The following is a 20,095-nucleotide window of genomic DNA, read 5'->3' as shown; positions in this document are numbered from 1 at the left end:
AGGGAGCGAGCTTTGCGGGTGTCGAGCAGGGTTCTGGCGTTCGGCCTGATGGCCGGTTGCGCCATGACGACGGTTTCTCTTGCCCTTTCCCACGCAGCCTGGGCCCAGGCGGGCGCGCCCAATCCGGGGGCGGCGAAGTCCGCCGCCTTCGGTGACGGGACGCTGGTGGCGCAGATGTTTTCGGGCGGCACCATCCGGGACATCCGGGTGGAGGGCGTCCAGCGCATCGAGCCGACGACGGTCCGCTCCTACCTCGCGGTGGCGCCCGGCGATCCCTTCGATCCCGACCGCATCGACCAGTCGCTGAAGGCCCTGTTCAACACGGGCCTGTTCGCCGACGTCGTGCTGAAGCGCGACGGCGACGTGCTGGTGGTGCAGGTGGCGGAAAACCCGATCATCAACCGCATCGCCTTCGAGGGGAACCGGCGCATCGAGAAGGAGAATCTGGAGAAGGAAATCCAGCTCCGTCCCCGCGTCGTCTACACCCGCACGCGCGTCCAGAGCGACGTGCAGCGCATCCTGGACATCTACCGCCGCCAGGGCCGCTTCGCCGCGACCGTCGAGCCGAAGATCATCCAGCTCGACCAGAACCGCGTCGATCTGGTGTTCGAGATCAACGAGGGTGTGCGCACCGGCGTGCGCAGCATCACCTTCATCGGCAACGAGAAGTTCTCCGACGGGACGCTGCGCGAGGCGATCCAGACGCGGGAAAGCGCCTGGTGGCGCTTCATGACGTCGGACGACAACTACGATCCGGATCGCCTGAACTACGACCGCGACCTGCTGCGCCGCTATTACCTCAAGGAGGGCTACGCCGACTTCCGCGTCGTCTCCGCCGTGGCGGAGCTGACGCCGGACCGCGAGGACTTCGTCATCACCTTCACGGTGGACGAGGGCGAGCGCTACAAGTTCGGCAAGATGGACATCAGCACCTCCCTGAAGGCGTTGGACCCGGAGCAGCTGCGCAGCGTGCTGACCACGCGCGAAGGCGACTGGTACAACGCGCAGGAGGTGGAGAACACCATCACCAAGCTGTCCAATTCGGTCGGCGACCTGCAGTACGCCTTCGTGGACGTCCGGCCGCGGATTTCGCGCAACCGCGAAAACCAGACCATCGACATCGTCTACGACATCGTCGAGGGGCCACGCGTCTTCGTGGAGCGCATCGACGTGACGGGCAACGTGCGCACGCTGGACAAGGTGGTCCGGCGCGAGATGCTGCTGTCCGAAGGCGACCCGTTCAGCACGACCAAGCTGCGCCGCTCCGAACAGCGCATCAAGGATCTCGGCTATTTCGAGCGCGTCAACATCACCACCGCGGAGGGCTCGGCGCCCGACCGCACCGTGATGAACGTCGAGGTGACCGAGCAGTCGACCGGTGAAATCTCCATCGGTGCCGGCTACTCGACCTCGGACGGTCCGCTGGCCGACTTCTCGATCCGTGAGCGCAACCTGCTGGGCCGCGGCCAGGATCTGCGCTTCGGCGCCACCGTGTCGGGCAGCCGCCAGGAATACGACGTCTCCTTCACCGAGCCCTATTTCCTCGACCGCGACCTGTCCGCCGGCTTCGACCTGTTCCGCATCACCCGCGACTATCAGGACGAAAGCTCCTTCGACGAGAAGAGCACCGGCATGGCCTTGCGCATGGGCTATCCGCTGACGGAGAATCTGCGCCAGCGCGTCTACTACCAGCTCCAAAACACCGACATCACCAGCGTTCCCAGCTCGGCGTCCCGGTACATTCAGGACCAGAAGGGCTCGCGCCTGACCTCGCTGATCGGGCAGGAGTTGACCTACGACCGCCGCAACAGCCGCCTGAGCCCGACCGAAGGCTATTACATCCGGTTGACCAACGATCTTGCGGGTCTGGGTGGCGACGCGCGCTTCCTGCGCAACCGTCTCGGCGCCGGCTACTACCTGCCGCTGTTCGACGACAGCTGGGTCGTCAGTGCCACCGGCGAGGTCGGCTACATCGTCGGCATCGGTGACGACGGCATCGCCTTGTCCGATCGCTTCTTCATCGGTGGCGACACGCTGCGCGGCTTCAACACCGCCGGCATCGGCCCCCGCGACCTGCGCACCGGCGACGCCCTGGGCGGCACCCGCTACTACCGCGGTTCGGTGGAGATGAGCTTCCCGGTCGGTCTGCCCGAGGAGTTCGGACTGAAGGGCCACGCCTTCTCCGACGTCGGCACGCTGGGCAAGGTCGACATCAACGATCCGCTCGTCCCCGACGACGAATCGCTCCGTCTGTCGGTCGGTACCGGCTTGTCCTGGCGCTCGCCCTTCGGGCCGATCCGCCTTGACTTTGCGATCCCGATTCTCAAGGAAGATTACGACAAGAAAGAGATCTTCCGTTTCAGCTTTGGAACCAGGTTCTAACATGCAGCTCAGCAAGCTCAGGGCGCTGGTCGCCGCCGGTGCGGTGTTGGCGGGCGTCGCGATGGCGACGCCGTCCTTCGCCCAGGACAAGCCGACCGACAACCTCAAGGCGCCGGTCATCGCGGTGGTCGACGTTCAGAAGATCATGCAGGAGTCGAACGCCTCGAAGGGTGTCTCGAAGTCCTTCGAATCGTTGCGCGAGACCTACCAGAAGGAAATCGCCTCCCTGGAGGACAAGCTGCGCAAGTCCGAGGAGGAATTGCGCAAGCAGCAGACCGTGCTGGCTCCGGACGCGCTGGCCAACAAGCGCCGCGACTTCGAGAAGCAGGTCGGCGAGGTCCAGAAGACGGTGCAGAGCCGCAAGCGCGCCCTGGAAAACGCGCTGAACGAGGCGATGGCCGTCGTTCACAAGAGCATGGTGGAGATCGTGGCCGACGTCGCGCGCGAGCGTGGCGCCAATCTGGTCCTCGCCCGCCAGCAGTTCGTTCTGGTCGACACCCAGCTCGACGTGACGGACATCGTGCTGGAGCGGGTGAACAAGAAGCTGCCCCAGGTCGCGCTGACCGTTCCCAAGCAGTAAGGCGCGAGCGGCGATAAGGCATAAGCGGATGAGCCGCCGCGCTTCCTTCGGGAGGCGCGGCGGCTTTTTCGTTTGCGCCGGGTGGGGGGAGGAGGCGAACCGTTCACGGCGTCGGGATTGCCAAATCCCTGGAAATGGGGCACAAGGGGCTTCGTCCCGTGCCGCCGCAGGCGAAGCGCGGGGCGTTCTCGTGGATTTTGAAAGGCGGGCGGCCGGGCCATGGATGTGACGGCGGACAACAAGAAGATAGCCGACCTCGACATCATGCGGATCATGGAAATGATCCCGCATCGCTATCCGATTCTGATGATCGACCGGGTGATCGACATCACGCTGGGCGAAAGTGCCACCGGCGTGAAGAACGTCACCATCAACGAGCCGTTCTTCCAGGGTCACTTCCCTTCGCGACCGGTGATGCCGGGCGTGATGATCATCGAGGCGATGGCGCAGACCTCCGCCGTGCTGGTGGTCGCCACGCTGGGCAAGGAGTCCGAGGGCAAGCTGGTCTACTTCATGACCGTGGACGAGGCGCGCTTCCGCCGTCCGGTCACGCCCGGCGACACCATCCACATCCATGTGAGCAAGCAGCGCCAGCGCGCTAACGTGTGGAAGTTCAAGGGCGAGGCCAAGGTCAACGGTGTCCTGGTCGCCGAAGCCGTCTATTCCGCCATGATCCTGGACGAGAAATGAGCGTTTCCATTCACCCGACGGCGGTCGTCGATCCGGCCGCCAGGCTGGGCGAAGACGTTTCCATCGGTCCCTTCTGTGTGGTTGGACCGGATGTCCAACTCGGCGACCGTGTGCGGCTGACCTCCCATGTGGTGGTCGAAGGCCGCACGCGCATCGGCGAGGACTCGGTCATCTACCCGTTCGCGTCCATCGGCCACCGCCCGCAGGACCTCAAATTCAAGGGCGAGCCGTCTGAACTGATCATCGGGCGCAACAACCAGATCCGCGAGCATGTCACCATGAGCCCCGGCACCGAGGGCGGCGGCATGGTCACGCGGGTCGGCGACAACGGCTTGTTCATGGTCGGCGTCCACATCGCCCACGATTGCGTCGTCGGCGACCACGCGGTCCTGGCGAACAACGCCACGCTGGCCGGCCATGTCCATCTGGGCGATTTCGTGACCATCGGTGGGCTGTCGGCGGTCCGCCAGTTCGTCCGCATCGGGTCGCACGCCATGATCGGCGGCATGTCCGGCGTCGAGAAGGACGTGATCCCCTATGGCCTCGTCATGGGCGACCGGGCGCGTCTGGCCGGCCTGAACCTCGTCGGGCTGGAGCGTCGCGGCTTCCAGAAGGACGAGATCCACGCCCTGCGCGCCGCCTATCGCCTGCTGTTCGGCAACGAAGGCACCTTCGCCGAGCGCATGGAGGAGGTCGGCCGCGACATGGGGCAGCAGACGCTGGTCGCCGACGTGCTGACTTTCGCGCGCGCCTCGCGGTCGCTCTGCCAGCCGCGCGAGGGCTGAGGGGCCTTCACGCCCCTCTTTTTACGTTCCGTTTCCTGGGAGAGTCCCGGCCATGTCGCAGCCTCTTCCCAAGCTCGGCATCCTGGCGGGCGGCGGCACCTTGCCGGCCCGCATCGCCGCCGCGGTGCGCGGCCAAGGGCGCGAGGTCTTCGTCGTCGCCTTCGACGGCCACACGGACCCAGCCACCGTCGAGGGACTCCCCCATCTGTGGAGCCGCTTCGGCGCCGCCGGCAGCATCATCGACCGGTTGAAGAAGGAAAAGGTCGGGGAACTGGTCTTCGCTGGACCAGTGCGTCGGCCGTCCTTCACCGAGCTTCTTCCCGACTGGTACACCACCAAGTTCCTCGCCAAGGTCGGCACCCGAGCGCTGGGCGACGACGGGCTGCTGCGCTCCGTCGCGCGCGAACTCGAAGGGGAGGGGTTCCGCGTGGTCGGCCTGCACGACCTCCTCGGCGAGCTTCTCACTCCGGTGGGGCCGGTGGGCCGGCTGCGGCCGGACGCCGAGGCCGAACGCGACATTGCCCGCGCGGTCGAGGTTGCCCGCACGCTCGGTGCGCTCGACGTCGGACAAGGCGCCGTGGTCCAGCAGGGGATCGTGATCGCCGTGGAAGCCATCGAGGGCACCGACGCCATGCTGGCCCGCTGCGCCGGGCTGGCGCGTCCTGGACCGGGCGGCGTGCTGGTCAAGGTGAAGAAGCCGCAGCAGGACCGACGCCTCGACCTGCCCACCATGGGAGTGACGACGGTGGAGAACGCCGCCCGCGCCGGTCTGCGCGGCATTGCCGTCGAGGCGGGCGGAAGCCTGCTGGTGGACCGTGCCGCGGTGGCCGAGGCCGCCGACCGGCTGGGTCTGTTCGTCGTCGGCATCACCGTTGCGTCGGAGACTCGGTCGTGAGCGATCCGTTGATTTTCCTGATCGCCGGGGAGCCCTCCGGCGACGCGCTGGGCGCGCGGCTGATGGCCGCTTGCAAACGGCTGACCGGCGGGCGGGTGCGCTTCGCCGGCATCGGCGGCGAGAAGATGGTCGCGGAGGGGCTGGAGAGCCTGTTCCCGATGGGCGAGCTGACTCTGTTCGGCGTGTTCGAACTGCTGCCCCATCTGCCGAACCTGCTGCGCCGCATCGACCAGACCGTCGCCGAGATCCTGCGGCTGCGGCCCGACGCAGTGGTGGGCATCGATTCGCCGGGCTTCACCGTGCGGGTGTCCAAGCGGGTCAAGGCGCAGGTGCCAGACATCCCGCTGATTCATTACGTAGCGCCAACCGTCTGGGCGTGGAAGCCGAAGCGCGCCGCCAAGTACGCGGCGATCTACGATCATCTGTTGGCCATCCTGCCCTTCGAGCCGCCCTATTTCGAGAGGGAGGGGCTTCCCTGCACCTTTGTCGGCCATTCGGTGGTTGAGAGCGGCGCCGGGCATGGCGACGCGCAGCGCTTCCGGGAGACCCATGGGCTGGCACCGGATGCGCGGGTCGTCGCCGTCCTGCCGGGAAGCCGGAAGGGCGAGGTGTCCCGCCTCCTCCCCGACTTCCGCGCCACGCTGGAACGCTTGCTGCCGTCTCATCCGGGGCTGGTCGCCGTGGTGCCGACCGTGGCGACGGTGCGCGACCGCGTGGCGGCGGAGGTGGCGGGGTGGCCGTTGCGCACCATCCTCGTCGAGGGCGACGCTCCGAAATACGATGCCTTCGCGGCAGCGGAGGCCGCGCTGGCGGCGTCCGGCACGGTGGCGCTGGAGCTGGCGCTGGCCCGCCTGCCGACGGTGATCGCCTACCGTCTCAACCCGGTGACGGTGGCCTTGTACCGGCGGCTGATCCGGGTCAAATACGTCAATCTGGTCAATCTGATGCTCGACCGCATGTTGGTGCCGGAACTGCTTCAGGAGGACTGCCGTCCCGACCGGCTGGCGTCCGAACTGGGGCGCCTGCTCGACGATCCCGCCGCTCGCGCGACGCAGATCGACGGTGTGGCGGAGGTGGCGCGCTGGCTGGGGCAGGGCGGAACGCCGCCCAGTGAGCGCGCCGCCCAGGTCGTGCTGGAGGTTGCCGCCGGCCGGTTGGATAAGACGAGGCCGGATAAAACGAGAGCGCAAGAACCCGCTTGGGAGACGAGACCATGAGCCAATTCCGCCTGCTGCACACGATGCTCCGGGTCTATGATCTGGAGAAGTCGCTGGACTTCTACACCCGCCTGCTCGGCATGAAGCTGCTGCGCCGCAACGATTATGAGGGCGGTCGCTTCACGCTGGCCTTCGTCGGCTACGGCGATGAGAAGGACACCGCCGTCCTGGAACTGACCCACAACTGGGACCAAGCCGAGCCCTACGCCATCGGCACCGCCTACGGCCACATCGCGCTGGGCGTGCCGGACATCTATGCCACCTGCGAGCAGCTCGCCAAGGAAGGCGTCAAAATTTCGCGTCCGCCCGGTCCGATGAAGCACGGCACCACCGTGATCGCCTTCATCGAGGACCCGGACGGTTACAAGGTCGAGCTGATCGAGACGAAGTAAGCGGTCTCACAGCGTTTTGTAGAAGAGGACGGTGTCGTGAAAGGCGCCGTCCGCTTCCACCGTGTAGCCGGGAATCAGCCCGGCGCGACGCCAGCCCGTCGCTTCGTAGAAGGGCTCGCCGCTGTCGCCCTTCAACGTGTCGAGCACCAGCAGCGACCGCCCCAGACCACGGGCCGTGTCCTCCACCGCCGCCATCAGCCGTCGCGCGACTCCGTTCCGCCGATGGCCGGTGAAGCCGAGCAGCTTCTGCACCTCGGCGCGGTGCGCGCCATTCGGCTTGGTGCACAGCGCCAACTGGACGCTTCCCAGCAAGTCTCCGTCCGGTCCGCAGGCGATCAGCAGCCGGTGCGCGCTACCCGACAGCAGTCCGGCCACGCCGTCCCAGAAGGCCCGCTTCCAGTGAGGGGCCAGCGGAGCGTGGTAGCCGACCGAGGCGCCGCTGTTCACCGCGTCCTCCAGAAGAGCTTCCAGGTCCGCGCGCAGGCGGCCGTCATCGAGAGTGGAGATGTCGGCGATGGACAAGGTCATGGTCATGTGAAGTGCCGGGATGGTTCGGTGTCTGCGCCCAAGCCTGCCCGCCGCTCCGCCGGTCCACAATTGACTTCGCAGGGCATGGGTGTGAGAAATCCTCACAGCGAAACCCGACAGCGCCACCGATGCCGCGTCTTCCCTTCACCGCCCTGGCCGCCTTCGAAGCGGCGTCCCGGCACGGCAGCATGACGCGCGCCGCCGACGAGCTTGGCCTGACCCATGGGGCGGTCAGCCGTCAGGTGGGCGATCTGGAGAAGCGGCTGAAGGTCCGTCTGTTCGACCGCACCCCGCAGGGGCTTCACCTGACCGACGCCGGGCGCGATCTCGCGCAAGCCTGCACCGCCGGGCTGGGGCGGGTTCAGGAAAGCTGGGACCGCATCGCCGGACAAGGACCGGAACGGCTGCGCATCGCCGCGCCGCGCACCTGGGCGGCCTTGTGGCTGGTGCCGCGGCTGGGGCGCTTCCTGGACGGCCGGCCGAACCTGCGGCTGGACATCGAGGGGGGCAACAGCGAGCGCGCGTCGGAGGCCGAGGCGGGCTGGGCGGTGATCCGCTACGTGCGCGGCAGCGATCCCGGTCCCGCGGGGGCGCTTCTGTCGGAAGAGCCGCTGTTTCCGGTCTGTGCGCCGTCGCTGGCCGGGCGGCTGTCCGGCCCGGCCGACCTGTCCCGCCAGACGCTGCTGCATTATCAGGCGTCACCGGACTGGAGTCTGTGGCGCGCCAGCAGCGGGGTAAGTCTGAATGGAGCAGGCAGTCTGAGCTTTTCGGAATCGGTGATGGTGATCCAGGCGGCCATGGCCGGGCAGGGGATTGCGCTGGGGCGCCCGTCGCTGGTGCTGGAGGCGCTGGAAGCGGGACGGCTCGTCTGCCCCTTCGGACCGGCGGTGCCCTGCGGCGACCGCTATGTGCTGACCGCACCGGCCGAAGGGCGCGGACGCGGCGTGCTCCGCGCCTTCCGGAACTGGCTGCTGGCGGAGGCCGCTGCGGATCGGGCGCGGTTGGAGCGGCTCGGCGTACCGTTTCCGCAGGGCTGCGCTGGCGCCTGATTCCGTTTCGTGTTTATATCCGCCATCGGATGGATTTGGAGCGGAGACACGCCCCCATGCTGCGCCTTTACGACAACCTGTCTTCCGGAAACGGCTACAAGTGCCGGCTGCTGCTGCACAAGCTCGGCATCCCCTATGAGCGGATCGAACTGGACATCGACCGGGCGGAAACCCGCACCCCGGAGTTTCTGGCCCGCAATCCGAACGGGCGCATCCCGACGCTGCAATTGGAGGACGGCAGCCATCTGCCGGAATCCAACGCGATCCTGTGGTATCTGGGGGAGGGCACGCCCTATCTGCCCGACGACCGCGAAGGCCGCGCGCGGGTCCTGCAATGGATGTTCTTCGAGCAGTACAGCCACGAACCGAACGTCGCGACCGTGCGCTTCTGGATCACGCACCACGTGGAGATGACGGAGGAGCGCAAGCTGGGGCTGGTGACCAAGCGCCGGCTCGGCCACGACGCGCTGGGTGTCATGGACGGGCATCTGGCGGAGCGCCGCTTTTTCGTGGGCGATCGCTTCAGCATCGCCGACATCGCGCTCTACGCCTACACGCATGTGGCGGAGGAGGGTGGGTTCGACCTGTCCGGCTATCCGGCGGTGCGCGCATGGATGGTGCGTGTGGCGGCGGAAGGGCCGCACATCCCGATCACCCAGGGCTAGACGGTCAGATCAGCACCACCGCGGCGATCATCGCCACAATCACCGCATAGAAGACGATGCGGCGAAGCCGCCGCGAGAGCGGCGGCTTGTTGTCGTTCGCGGCCGGCTGGCCCTGACGGACCCGCCGCGCCGGAACGATGAACGCAGCCGGGCTGCGGGCGGCTCCGTCGGAGCCACCCGTCCCGATGTGTGCTGTCGGCCGGTTAGCCACGCTCGGCCAGCGGGATGAAGTCCCGCTTGGTCGCGCCGGTGTAGAGCTGACGCGGACGGCCGATCTTCTGGACCGGGTCCTCGATCATCTCCTTCCACTGGGAGATCCAGCCGACGGTGCGCGCCACGGCGAACAGCACGGTGAACATGCTGGTCGGGAAGCCCATCGCCTTCAGGATGATGCCCGAGTAGAAATCGACGTTCGGGTACAGTTTCTTCTCGACGAAGTACGGGTCTTCAAGGGCGATCTTCTCCAGCTCCATGGCGATGTCGAGGAGCGGCTCGTCCTTGATGCCCAACTCGGCCAGGACCTCGTGGCAGGTCTTGCGCATGACCTGGGCGCGCGGGTCGTAGTTCTTGTAGACCCGGTGGCCGAAGCCCATCAGGCGGAAGTTGTCGTTCTTGTCCTTGGCGCGGCGGACGATCTCCGGGATGCGATCGACGGAGCCGATCTCCTCCAGCATCTTCAGCACGGCCTCGTTGGCGCCGCCATGGGCCGGACCCCACAGCGAGGCGATGCCGGCGGCGATGCAGGCGAACGGGTTGGCGCCCGACGAGCCGGCCAGACGGACGGTCGAGGTCGAGGCGTTCTGCTCGTGGTCGGCGTGCAGGATGAAGATCTTGTCCATGGCCTTGGACAGGACCGGGTTGACCTTGTACGGCTCGCACGGCGTGCCGAAAGTCATGTAGAGGAAGTTCTCGGCGTAGGACAGGTCGTTGCGCGGGTACATGAACGGCTGGCCGACCGAGTACTTGTAGGCCATCGCGGCGATCGCCGGGATCTTGGCGATCAGGCGGTGCGCGGCGATCTTGCGCTGCACCGGATCCTCGATGTCCGTCGAGTTGTGGTAGAAGGCCGACAGCGCGCCGACGACGCCGCAGAGAACCGCCATCGGGTGGGCGTCGCGGCGGAAGCCGCTGTAGAAGCGGGTCAGCTGCTCGTGCACCATCGAGTGGCCGCGCAGGATGCCCTCGAACTCTTCCTTCTCGGCGGCGTTCGGCAGATGGTTGTTGAGCAGGAGGAAGCAGACCTCCGGGAAGGTCGCGTGCTCGGCAAGGTCGTCGATGGCATAACCGCGGTGCAGCAGAACACCCTCATCACCATCGATGTAGGTGATCTTGGACTCGCAGCTGCCCGTCGAAGTGAAACCCGGATCGTAGGTGAAACAACCGGTCTCGGCGTAGAGCTTGCGGATGTCGATCACGTCCGGACCCGTGCTTCCCTTCATCACGGGCAGGCTGACCTGCTTGCCAGTCCGGTTGTCGATCAGGGTGAAGGTATCGGCCTTGTCCGCGGTTTGGGTCATCTCGGCACGTCCTTATCTTTAGGGTTGGGGCTTAACGCCCTTTTCGAATGCGCGCAGCATAGTTCTATGCCGGGCGGATATCAACGCACGGAAGTTATCCCCGTGCTGCAGTTGCGGCATCCTTCATCCGGGCCAGTGTTTCCGCGCGGCCGAGGATCTCGGCCACCTCGAAGATGGGGGGCGACACGGTGGAACCGGTGAGCGCGGCGCGCAGCGGCTGGGCGATCTTGCCCAGCTTCTCGCCCCGCTCCTCGGCGAAGGCGCGCACCAGCCCTTCGAGGGCGGCGGCGGTGAAGTCGGCCTCGGCCTCGAAGCGGGCGGCAAGGTCGGTCAGGACGCCGCGGCCCTTCTCGTCCAACAGCGCGGTGGCCTTCTCGTCCATCGCCAGCGGACGGGCGGCGAGGTAGAAGCGGGCGCTCTGGGCGAGATCGACCACGGTGCGGGCGCGCTGCTTCAGCCCGTTCATGGCGCGGGTCAGCAGATCGCGTTCCGACTCGGTCAGCGCGCGGCCAAGCTCGGCCTCCAGCCGCGGGGCGGCCAGACCCACGAGGCGGGCGTCGTCGGCCTGCCGCATGTAGTGGGCGTTCAGGTTCTCCAGCTTGGCGAAGTCGAAGCGCGAGGGGGAGCGCCCGATGCCCTCCAGGTTGAACCACTCCACGGCCTGTTCGGTGGAGATGATCTCGTCGTCGCCGTGCCCCCAGCCGAGCCGCAGCAGGTAGTTGCGGATCGCCTCCGGCAGGTAGCCCATGTCGCGGTAGGCGTCGACGCCCAGCGCGCCATGGCGCTTCGACAGCTTGGCGCCGTCCGGACCGTGGATCAGCGGGATGTGGCCGAACTCCGGCAGGTCCCAGCCCATGGCGTTGAAGATCTGGATCTGGCGGAAGGTGTTGGTCAGATGGTCGTCGCCGCGGATGACATGGGTCACGCCCATGTCGTGGTCGTCCACCACCACCGCCAGCAAATAGGTCGGGGTGCCGTCGGCGCGCAGCAGGATCAGATCGTCGAGCTGGGCGTTCTGCACCGTCACCTCGCCCTGGACGCGGTCCTTCAGGACCGTCTCGCCCTCCTGCGGCGCCTTCAGGCGGATCACCGGCTTCACGCCGGCCGGAGCCTCGGACGGGTCGCGGTCGCGCCAGCGCCCGTCGTAGCGCACCGGCTGGCCCGCCGCCTTCTGGGCGGCGCGCATCTCCTCCAACTCCTCGGGGCTCGCGTAGCAGTAATAGGCGCGGCCAGCCGCCAGCATCTGCTGCGCCACCTCGGCGTGGCGGTCCTTGCGGGCGAACTGGCTGACCGCGTCGCCGTCCCAGTCGAGGCCGAGCCAGGACAGGCCGTCGAGGATGGCGTCCACCGCCGCGTCCGTCGAGCGCTGGCGGTCGGTGTCCTCGATGCGCAGCAGATACGTGCCGCCGTTGCGTCGGGCGTACAGCCAGTTGAACAATGCGGTGCGGGCACCGCCGATGTGGAGAAAGCCGGTGGGCGACGGGGCGAAACGGGTGACGACGGTCATGGGAGGCTCAATTCCAGGTTCGGCGCTGCTACAGTGCTGCGGCGGCCGAGATGCGGCGGCTGCGGTGCGACTGCGGTGGTGCGGTGGTGTAACACATTAACGGCGCCGGAGGCATTTGCCTTGCGCGCATAGGCGACAGTATGGCCCACGGGGTTGAAGAGGGCATGGCCGGAGGTTTGGCGGCGGAGGGCGATGCCGGTCCTGTCCGTCGCGGCGTCGGCGCGCGCCTTCTCGTTGCGGCTCTGGAATGCCTTGCCGCGGAACGGGAGCGCTGGGCGCTGTGGCTGCCCGTGGGGACCGGGGCGGGTGTGGCCCTGTATTTCGGCCTGCATGCCGAGCCGCCGCTCTGGCTGGGGCCGGGCGCCGTGGTCGGCTGTCTGGCTCTGCTGTGGCTGGTGCGGCGGCGTCTGGCGCCGGTCGTTCTGCTGCTGGGGCTGTTGAGCGTCGCTCTGGGTTTCGCGGCGGCGCAACTGCACAGCGTGGCGGCGATGGCGCCAATGCTGACGCGCGAGCTTGGACCGGTGCAGGTCACCGGGCGGGTGCTGGCGATCGAACGGCAGCCCACCGGCACGCGGTTGATGATCGGTGAACCGATGGTGGAGCGGCTGGCCCCGGAGGCGACGCCGGAGCGGGTCCGCCTGCATTTGCCGGCCAAGGTGACACCGCCGGAGGCCGGGACGGTGGTACGGCTGCGCGCCATGCTCCACCCGCCGGCCGCCCCGGCGGAGCCGGGAGCCTTCGACCTGCAGCGGCGCGCCTATTTCGAAGGCTTCGGCGCGGTCGGCTTCGTCATGGGCGCCCCCGTCGCCCAGGAGGCGCCGCCGCCCGACGGCTGGCGCCGGGTGACGGTGGCCTTTGAGCGGGCGCGCGCCGCCATCGCCGAGCGGGTGCGTGCCGTCGTGAGCGATTCCGCGGAGGCCAGCGTCACCGCCGCCCTGCTGAACGGCGACGCGGCGGCGATTCCGGGACCGATGATGGACGCCTTCCGCGACAGCGGTCTGGCGCACCTCCTGTCCATTTCCGGCCTGCATGTGGGCATCGCCGCGGGGATCGTCTTCTGGGTGGTGCGGGCGCTGCTGGCGCTGGTTCCCTGGGTGGCGCTGCGCTGGCCGATCAAGAAGATCGCGGCGCTGGCCGGCATCCTGTCGGCCATCCTCTACACGCTGCTGGTGGGGGCGCCCTTGCCGACGCTGCGGTCGGTGCTGATGACCGGTCTGGTCATGGGAGCGGTGATCGCCGATCGGTCGCCGATCAGCATGCGGCTGGTCGCCTTCGCCGGCATCGTCACCGTCCTCTATGACCCGGAGGGGATGCTGGGGCCGAGCTTCCAGATGTCCTTCGCGGCGGTCGTCGCCCTGATCGCCGCCTTCGAACGCTTCACGCCCTGGGCGGTGCGGCGGCGGCGCGACATGGGCTGGCTCGGCAAGGGCGCCATGGCGCTGGGCGGCATCGCCTTTTCCAGCGTGGTGGCGACCGTCGCGACGACGCCTTACGGGCTCTACCATTTCCAGCAGGTCGCCTTTTACGGTGTGCTGTCCAACATGGTGGCGATTCCCATCACGACGGTGTGGATCATGCCCTTCAGCCTGTTGTCCTACCTGCTGCTGCCCTTCGGGCTGGAGGGGCCGGCGGTGACGGCGATGAGCTGGGGCGTCCGGCTGGTCATCGAGACGGCGGAGCGGACCGCGGCGCTGCCCGGAGCGACGGCGTTTCTGCCGGCCATGCCGGACGCCGCCATCGCGGCGGTCACTCTGGGCGGGCTGTGGCTGGCCATCTGGACGGGACGCTGGCGCTGGCTGGGGCTGGTGGCCTTGGCCGGCGGGCTGGTCGCCCCGGCCGTCGCGCCGCGGCCCGACATCCTGGTGTCGGAGGACGGAAAACTGATGGGCGCGCGCGGCGCGGATGGGATCCTCAGCCTCTCCACCGCCAGCGATGGCCGGGTCGCCAACACGTGGAGGCGGCGCGGCGGCATGGAAAAGCCGGAGGACAAGGCCGGTCAGGATGTCTGGCCGCTCGCCGGGGTGAGCCTGGACGGGCGGCTGCGCTGCGACGCCCTGGGGTGCCTCTACCGCGCGCAGGGGAAGACGGTGGCGCTGCTGCGCCAGCCGGACGCCTTGCCGGAGGATTGCGCGGTGGCCGATGCGGTGGTGGTCGCGGTCCCGTCGCGCGGGTGCCGGGCGCCGCTGGTCATCGACCGCTGGCAACTGCGGCGGGAGGGCGCGCACACGCTCACCCTGTCGGACAAGGGCATCCGGGTGGAAAGCGTGCGCGGTCGGCGCGGCGACCGCCCGTGGACGATGGGAGGAAAGCTCCCCGATGGAAAGACCGGGGCGCGCTGAGCCGCCGCCCCGGAGCATCCTGCGGTCAGTACTTCCGCACCAGACCGACGAGGCGACCCTGCACCCGAACGCGGTCGGCGCCGAAAATGCGGGTCTCGTAGGCGGCGTTGGCCGGTTCGAGCGCCACGGTGTTGCCCTTGCGGCGCAGGCGCTTCAGCGTGACCTCGGCGTCGTCGACCAGGGCGACGACGATGGAGCCGTTCTCCGCGCTGTCGCAGCGCTGGATGACCACCGTGTCATGGTCGAGGATGCCGGCCTCCACCATGGAATCGCCGGCGACTTCCAGCGCGTAGTGGTCGCCCATGCCGAGCATGGCGGCGGGAATGTCCACGAAGGCGGAACCGTCGCGCAACGCCTCGATGGGCGTGCCCGCGGCGATCCGGCCGTAGAGCGGCAACTGCACGGATTCGGACGCCGGGTTCGCCTCACGTCCCGCGAAGCTGAAGTCGCCCTTGATGACGTTGGGCTCGAACTTGGCGCGCGGCGGCCGGGTGCGGGCGGTCTCCAGCCCCTCCGGCAGGCGCAGCACCTCCAGCGCGCGGGCGCGGTGGGGCAGGCGGCGGATGAAGCCGCGCTCCTCCAGCCCCGTGATGAGGCGGTGGATGCCCGACTTGGACTTCAGGTTGAGAGCGTCCTTCATTTCGTCGAAGGAAGGGGACACACCGCCCTGTCCGAGCCGCTCGTTGATGAAAAGCAGCAATTCATGCTGCTTGCGCGTGAGCATTTGTGCCTCCCGGCCGGTTCCGCACTAGATATGGAACAAAAGCAAAACGTTCCATCTTGTTCTAGTTTGGTTCTTAACCCCCGTCAAGCCCTACGGATGAAATCAATCGCAAATCGACGGACAGGACTCCCAAATGGATTTCCCGTGCGGAACGGATTAAAGCGACAGGACACCGCCGCTCAGCGGGATCACCGTCACGCGGTCGCCCACAGCGGCGGCGGTTGCCTGCGGCTCGCGGACGATCAGGGCGTCGGCCCGGGCCAGCCGGGACATCATCGCGCTGTCCTGGCGCGGGAAGGGCGTGGCGATGGGCTCGCCGTCCGTCCCGGTGGACAGGGTGGCGCGCATGAAGTCGGTGCGGTCGTCGTTGGCCTTCAGCGGCGCGCCGAGCCGCGCCGCGAGCGTGGTGTTCTCGGCGGGCAAGCCTTGGAGACGGCGAAGGACGGGCACCAGGAACAGCAGGGCGGCCACCCCGGTGGACACCGGATTGCCGGGCAGGCCGAGCAGCGGAACGCCGTTCGCCGTCCCGAAAATCAACGGTTTGCCGGGCTTCATGGCGACGCGGTAGAAGTCCAGTGACAGCCCGCCCAGTACGTCGCGCACATGGTCGTGCTCGCCTTGCGAGGCGCCGCCCGTGGTCACCAGCAGGTCGCAGCCGGCCGCCCCGGCGGCCATGGCGGCGAGATGCTCCGGATCGTCCTTGGCCACGCCGAGATTGTGGGCGAGGCCGCCCTGGCTGGCGACCAGCGCGCAGAGGCCGAGCGCGTTGGAGCTGACGATCTGGCTCGGTCCCAGCGGATCGCCGGGCAGGGCGATCTCGTCCCCGGTGGCGAGCACGGCGACCCGCGGTCGGCGGTGGACGCGCAGCCAGGGCAGGTTGGCCGCGGCGGCCAGGGCGACGTCGCGGGCGGTGAGCAGCCGTCCTTTGGGAAGCAACTCCTCTCCCGCGGTGAAGTCCAATCCGGCGGGACGGATGAAGCGACCCGCGGGCACGGCGCGCCCGACGCGCACGCGGTCCCCGGCGTCCTCGCAATCCTCCTGCATCACCACGGCGTCGGCCCCGGCGGGCAGGGGCGCGCCGGTAAAGATGCGCACGGCCTCGCCCGCGCCGACCGATCCGGCGAAGGCGTGGCCAGCGGCGGACTCGCCGATGCGGCGCAGCGTGACGGGAGCTTCCGCCGACGCCGGGACGATGTCGGCGGCGCGGACGGCCCAGCCGTCCATGGCCGCGGCGGCGAAGGGCGGCTGAGTCAGGCGAGCGCCGGCGGGCTCCGCCAGGACGCGCCCCAGCGCGTCGGGCAACGGCACCGTCTCCGCCGGCAGGGCGGTGAAGGCGGCGAGGATGCGGGCGCGGGCTTCACCGACCTGTAGCATCAGACCGCGCTCCCCCATTCGCCGCTCTTGCCACCGGCCTTGTGCAGCAGCTTCACCTCGGTGATGGTCATGCCGCGGTCCACCGCCTTGCACATGTCGTAGACGGTGAGTGCGGCGACCGACACGGCGGTTAGCGCCTCCATTTCCACGCCGGTCTGGCCCCTGAGCTTGCAGGTGGCGGTGATGTCCACGGCGTTGCGCTCGGGGTCGCAGGTCAGGTCCACCTTGACCGACGTCAGCATCAGCGGGTGGCACAGCGGGATCAGGTCCGGCGTGCGCTTGGCCCCCATGATGCCGGCCAGCCGCGCCACCGACAGGACGTCGCCCTTCTTGAGGCCGCCCTGGAGGATGAGGGCCAGCGTTTCCGGCTGCATCAGGACGGAGCCGCGGGCGGTCGCCGAGCGCTCCGTGTCGGCCTTGCCGGACACGTCCACCATGACCGCGCGGCCTTCGGCGTCGAAGTGGGTGAAGCCGCTTGCGGGCTGGTCGGTCATAGGGGTTTCTCCATGAACAGGCTCAGCGGGTCCGGACCGTAGGGGCCGAACGGGCCGCGGTTGGCGAAACCCTGCTTGCGGTAGAGGGCAATGGCCTCGTCCTGATAGACGCCGGTCTCCAGCCGCAGCAGGGACAGGCCGGCGGCACGGGCCTCATCCTCGATGCGTTCCAGAAGGCGGCGCCCGATCTGGCCGCCGCGCGCGGTCGGCTGGACGAACATCCGTTTGACCTCGCCATAGCCACCGTCGGTGTCGATGCGCATGGCGCCGCAGCCGACCACGGTTCCCGACCGCCGGGCGACCAGGAAACGGATGTCCGGCTTGGCCAGCGATTGCAGGTCGAGCAGGTGGTTGCTCTCGGCCGGGTATAAGTCGCCCAGATAGCGGTCCAGCTCTTCGATGAGCTGAACCACTTCGTCCTGGAGCGGGCTTTCCCGGGCAATGGTCACGTTCGGCACGGCGTCGCTCCTCCCCATTGCTTTCTTGTTTTGTCTCAGGCGAGCAGGGCGCGGGTGGCCGCGGTCACATCCTCCTGCCGCATCAGCGATTCACCGACCAGGAAGCAGCGCGCGCCGACCGCGGCCATGCGCGACAGGTCCGACGGGCTGTAGAGACCGCTTTCGGCGACCAGCATGCGATCGGCGGGCACATGGGCCGCCAGTTCCTCGGTCGTGGCGATGTCCACCGCCAGGGTCTTCAGGTTCCGGTTGTTCACGCCGAGAAGCGGGGTTTTCAACGCAAGGGCGCGGTCCAGCTCCTCGCGGTTGTGCACCTCAACCAGCACGTCCAGGCCCCAGGCGATGGCGGCGTCCTCGATCTCCGCGGCCTGCGCGTCGCTCAGCGCCGCCATGATGATGAGGATACAGTCGGCGCCGAGCGCACGGGATTCGGCGATCTGGTAGGGATCGACCATGAAGTCCTTGCGCAGCACCGGCAGGTCCACCGCGGCGCGGGCGGCCAGCAGATAGTCGTCGCAGCCCTGAAAGTAAGGCTCGTCCGTCAGCACCGACAGGCAGGTGGCGCCGCCCTCACGGTAGGCGCGGGCCAGCGACGGCGGGTCGAAGTCCGGGCGGATCAGGCCCTTGGACGGGCTGGCCTTCTTGATCTCGGCGATCAGGCCGTAGCGGCCCCCGTCCACCGTGCGGCGCAGCGCGCGGATGAAGCCGCGCGCCGGGTCGGCGCTGCGGGCGGCGTCCTCCACCGCGGACAGCGGACGGGCGGACTTGCGGGCGTGGACCAGCGCGCGCTTGTCGTCGCAGATTCGGGTCAGGACGTCGCTCATGGCGCGGCAACCGGTTCGGTGGTGGCGGATGAATTGGTGATGGACACGAGGTGCTGGAGCACGGCGCGGGCGGCACCGCTGTCGATGGCGTGGCGGGCCCGCTCGACGCCTTCCTTCAGGTCGCCGGCCTTGCCCGCCACATGCAGCGCGGCGGCGGCGTTCAGCAGAACGATGTCACGGTAGGCGCCCTGGACGCCGTCGAACAGCGCGCGGATGGCCTCGGCGTTCACATGGGCGTCACCGCCCTTCAGAAGCTCGGGCCGGGCACGGAAGATGCCGGCCTGTTCCGGCTCGATCTCGAACACCGTGACCTCACCGTCCTTCAACTGGGCGACGGTGGTCGGGCCGGTGGTGGTGATCTCGTCCAGCCCGTCGGAGCCATGGACGATCCAGGCGGCCTCCGACCCCAGGCGCTTCAGCACATGGGCCAGCGGCTCCACCCACTGCTTGGCGTAGACGCCGAGAAGCTGGCGCTTGGCGCTGGCCGGGTTGGACAGCGGCCCCAGCAGGTTGAAGATGGTGCGCGTGCCCAGCTCGACGCGGGTCGGGCCGACGTTGCGCATGGCGAGATGGTGGCGCGGCGCCATCAGGAAGCCGATGCGCGCGTCCCACAGGGCCTTGCGCACCAGACCCATGTCGCAGTCCAGGTTGACGCCCAGCGCGCCCAGCACGTCGGCGGCGCCCGACTTGGACGACATGGCGCGGTTGCCGTGCTTGGCCACCGGCACGCCGCAGGCCGCGATGACGACCGCCGCGGCGGTGGAGATGTTGTAGGTGCCCGAGCCGTCGCCGCCGGTGCCGCAGGTGTCGATGGTGCCCTCGGGGGCCTCCACCGGGATCGCCTTGGCGCGCATGACGCGAGCGGCGCCGGTGATCTCGTCCACCGTCTCGCCGCGCACGCGCAGCGCCATCAGGAAGCCGCCCATCTGCGACGGGGTGGCGTTGCCCGACATGATGATGTCGAAGGCCATCGAGGCCTCCGGCTCGGTCAGGGCGTTGCCGGCGGCGACCTTGGCGAGGATGGCCTTCATGTCGGTCAGGTCGCCGTGCGGCGCGGACGGCGTGCTCATGCGGCGGTCTCCAGCCGGCGGGTCGTGTTCAGGAAGTTTTCCAGGATCTTGTGCCCGTGCTCGCTCTCGATGCTTTCCGGGTGGAACTGGACGCCGTGGATCGGCAACTCGCGGTGGGACAGCGCCATGATCAGGCCGTCCTCCGTCTCGCCGGTGACCTCCAGGCAGGCGGGCAGGGTGGCGCGCTCGACGATCAGCGAATGGTAGCGGGTGGCCCGGAAGGGCGAGGGCAGGTCCTTCAGGACGCCGCGCCCCTGGTGGAACATGCGGTCGACCTTGCCGTGCATCGGCACCGGCGCGCGCAGCACCGTGCCGCCGAAGGCCTGCCCGATGGCCTGATGGCCCAGGCACACGCCCATCAGCGGAACGCCGGCCTTGGCGGCGGCGTCGATCAGCGGCAGGCAGATGCCCGCCTTGTCCGGGTCGCAGGGGCCGGGCGACAGCACGATCCCTTCGGGGCGGAGCGCCATGGCCTCCGCCACCGTCAGGCTGTCGTTGCGGCGGACGTCCAGTTCGGCGCCCAGTTCGCCCAGGTAATGGACGAGGTTGTAGGTGAAGCTGTCGTAATTATCGATGAGCAGCAGCATGGGGCGCCCCGGCATCCT

General features: G+C 68.5%; 21 protein-coding genes. 10 read left to right on the top strand and 11 right to left on the bottom strand.

From position 1 onward, the window contains the following. Positions 1 to 12: 12 nt before the first annotated feature. The 7 genes from bamA (at position 13) to gloA (ending at position 6,941) form a co-directional block, all read left to right on the top strand. Entirely contained in the window at positions 13 to 2,382 is a 2,370-nt protein-coding gene (bamA, locus tag ACWPN7_RS12350) for an outer membrane protein assembly factor BamA (protein WP_492273299.1), read from the top strand. 1 nt (position 2,383) lies between these two features. Then, a complete protein-coding gene (locus tag ACWPN7_RS12345; RefSeq protein WP_459197684.1) occupies positions 2,384 to 2,962 on the top strand; it encodes an OmpH/Skp family outer membrane protein in 579 nt (192 codons plus the stop codon). A gap of 219 nt (positions 2,963 to 3,181) precedes the next feature. Further along, on the top strand, positions 3,182 to 3,652 hold the full coding sequence (gene fabZ, locus ACWPN7_RS12340; protein ID WP_014240160.1) for a 3-hydroxyacyl-ACP dehydratase FabZ: 471 nt from the start codon (positions 3,182 to 3,184) through the stop codon (positions 3,650 to 3,652). Continuing rightward, positions 3,649 to 4,437, top strand: a complete 789-nt coding sequence (gene lpxA / locus ACWPN7_RS12335) for an acyl-ACP--UDP-N-acetylglucosamine O-acyltransferase (protein ID WP_038528327.1) — start codon at positions 3,649 to 3,651, stop codon at positions 4,435 to 4,437. The genes fabZ and lpxA overlap by 4 nt, the downstream gene beginning before the upstream one ends. 52 nt (positions 4,438 to 4,489) lie before the next feature. Then, positions 4,490 to 5,332, top strand: coding sequence for an LpxI family protein (locus tag ACWPN7_RS12330; protein ID WP_014240162.1), 843 nt, complete (start codon positions 4,490 to 4,492; stop codon positions 5,330 to 5,332). Further along, positions 5,329 to 6,549, top strand: a complete 1,221-nt coding sequence (gene lpxB / locus ACWPN7_RS12325) for a lipid-A-disaccharide synthase (protein ID WP_459197683.1) — start codon at positions 5,329 to 5,331, stop codon at positions 6,547 to 6,549. The genes ACWPN7_RS12330 and lpxB overlap by 4 nt, the downstream gene beginning before the upstream one ends. Continuing rightward, positions 6,546 to 6,941, top strand: coding sequence for a lactoylglutathione lyase (gene gloA / locus ACWPN7_RS12320; RefSeq protein WP_200475293.1), 396 nt, complete (start codon positions 6,546 to 6,548; stop codon positions 6,939 to 6,941). Before lpxB ends, gloA begins: the two co-directional genes overlap by 4 nt. 6 nt (positions 6,942 to 6,947) lie before the next feature. Here gloA and ACWPN7_RS12315 read toward each other — a convergent pair whose 3' ends face one another. Next, positions 6,948 to 7,475, bottom strand: a complete 528-nt coding sequence (locus tag ACWPN7_RS12315) for a GNAT family N-acetyltransferase (RefSeq protein ID WP_459197682.1) — start codon at positions 7,473 to 7,475, stop codon at positions 6,948 to 6,950. 122 nt (positions 7,476 to 7,597) lie between these two features. On the opposite strand from ACWPN7_RS12315, the gene ACWPN7_RS12310 reads away from it, so the two are divergent. Together ACWPN7_RS12310 and ACWPN7_RS12305 are read left to right on the top strand one after the other, a co-directional pair. Beyond that, a complete protein-coding gene (locus ACWPN7_RS12310; protein WP_459197681.1) occupies positions 7,598 to 8,518 on the top strand; it encodes a LysR substrate-binding domain-containing protein in 921 nt (306 codons plus the stop codon). 56 nt (positions 8,519 to 8,574) lie between these two features. Beyond that, on the top strand, positions 8,575 to 9,183 hold the full coding sequence (locus ACWPN7_RS12305; protein ID WP_459197680.1) for a glutathione S-transferase family protein: 609 nt from the start codon (positions 8,575 to 8,577) through the stop codon (positions 9,181 to 9,183). A gap of 4 nt (positions 9,184 to 9,187) precedes the next feature. On the opposite strand, the gene ACWPN7_RS12300 is transcribed toward ACWPN7_RS12305, so the two are convergent. The 3 genes from ACWPN7_RS12300 to gltX form a co-directional block, all read right to left on the bottom strand. Beyond that, positions 9,188 to 9,394 carry a hypothetical protein gene (locus ACWPN7_RS12300; RefSeq protein WP_014240168.1) on the bottom strand — a complete coding sequence of 69 codons (207 nt, stop codon included), beginning with the start codon at positions 9,392 to 9,394 and terminating at the stop codon, positions 9,188 to 9,190. Continuing rightward, positions 9,387 to 10,700, bottom strand: coding sequence for a citrate synthase (gene gltA, locus ACWPN7_RS12295; RefSeq protein WP_492273298.1), 1,314 nt, complete (start codon positions 10,698 to 10,700; stop codon positions 9,387 to 9,389). The genes ACWPN7_RS12300 and gltA overlap by 8 nt, the downstream gene beginning before the upstream one ends. 94 nt (positions 10,701 to 10,794) lie before the next feature. Further along, entirely contained in the window at positions 10,795 to 12,207 is a 1,413-nt protein-coding gene (gene gltX / locus ACWPN7_RS12290; protein WP_038528308.1) for a glutamate--tRNA ligase, read from the bottom strand. 164 nt (positions 12,208 to 12,371) lie between these two features. On the opposite strand from gltX, the gene ACWPN7_RS12285 reads away from it, so the two are divergent. Then, complete coding sequence (locus ACWPN7_RS12285; RefSeq protein WP_459197679.1) at positions 12,372 to 14,546, top strand: ComEC/Rec2 family competence protein; 2,175 nt, start codon at positions 12,372 to 12,374, stop codon at positions 14,544 to 14,546. Positions 14,547 to 14,571: 25 nt separating this feature from the next. Here the strand turns inward: ACWPN7_RS12285 and lexA are convergent, their stop codons facing one another. The 7 genes from lexA to ACWPN7_RS12250 form a co-directional block, all read right to left on the bottom strand. Further along, positions 14,572 to 15,270, bottom strand: a complete 699-nt coding sequence (gene lexA / locus ACWPN7_RS12280; RefSeq protein ID WP_459197678.1) for a transcriptional repressor LexA — start codon at positions 15,268 to 15,270, stop codon at positions 14,572 to 14,574. 156 nt (positions 15,271 to 15,426) lie between these two features. After that, complete coding sequence (locus ACWPN7_RS12275) at positions 15,427 to 16,644, bottom strand: molybdopterin molybdotransferase MoeA (protein ID WP_459197677.1); 1,218 nt, start codon at positions 16,642 to 16,644, stop codon at positions 15,427 to 15,429. Then, the gene (moaC, locus tag ACWPN7_RS12270) at positions 16,644 to 17,138 is read right to left on the bottom strand and encodes a cyclic pyranopterin monophosphate synthase MoaC (RefSeq protein WP_407824869.1); all 495 of its coding nucleotides are present in this window, start codon (positions 17,136 to 17,138) and stop codon (positions 16,644 to 16,646) included. The genes ACWPN7_RS12275 and moaC overlap by 1 nt, the downstream gene beginning before the upstream one ends. Then, entirely contained in the window at positions 17,135 to 17,596 is a 462-nt protein-coding gene (locus tag ACWPN7_RS12265) for a GNAT family N-acetyltransferase (protein ID WP_407824870.1), read from the bottom strand. The genes moaC and ACWPN7_RS12265 overlap by 4 nt, the downstream gene beginning before the upstream one ends. 35 nt (positions 17,597 to 17,631) lie before the next feature. Then, complete coding sequence (gene trpC / locus ACWPN7_RS12260) at positions 17,632 to 18,420, bottom strand: indole-3-glycerol phosphate synthase TrpC (RefSeq protein ID WP_038528296.1); 789 nt, start codon at positions 18,418 to 18,420, stop codon at positions 17,632 to 17,634. Next, positions 18,417 to 19,490 (bottom strand): anthranilate phosphoribosyltransferase, encoded by a 1,074-nt coding sequence (gene trpD, locus ACWPN7_RS12255; protein WP_407824872.1) that lies wholly within the window; start codon positions 19,488 to 19,490, stop codon positions 18,417 to 18,419. Before trpD ends, trpC begins: the two co-directional genes overlap by 4 nt. Next, positions 19,487 to 20,077, bottom strand: a complete 591-nt coding sequence (locus ACWPN7_RS12250) for an anthranilate synthase component II (protein ID WP_349620495.1) — start codon at positions 20,075 to 20,077, stop codon at positions 19,487 to 19,489. The genes trpD and ACWPN7_RS12250 overlap by 4 nt, the downstream gene beginning before the upstream one ends. Between the last annotated feature and the right edge of the window lie 18 nt (positions 20,078 to 20,095).

The sequence above is a fragment of the Azospirillum sp. UENF 312511 genome (genome assembly GCF_058780635.1).
The sequence above is the reverse complement of the archived record's forward strand: the minus strand, read 5'-3'. Positions and strand labels throughout refer to the sequence as shown.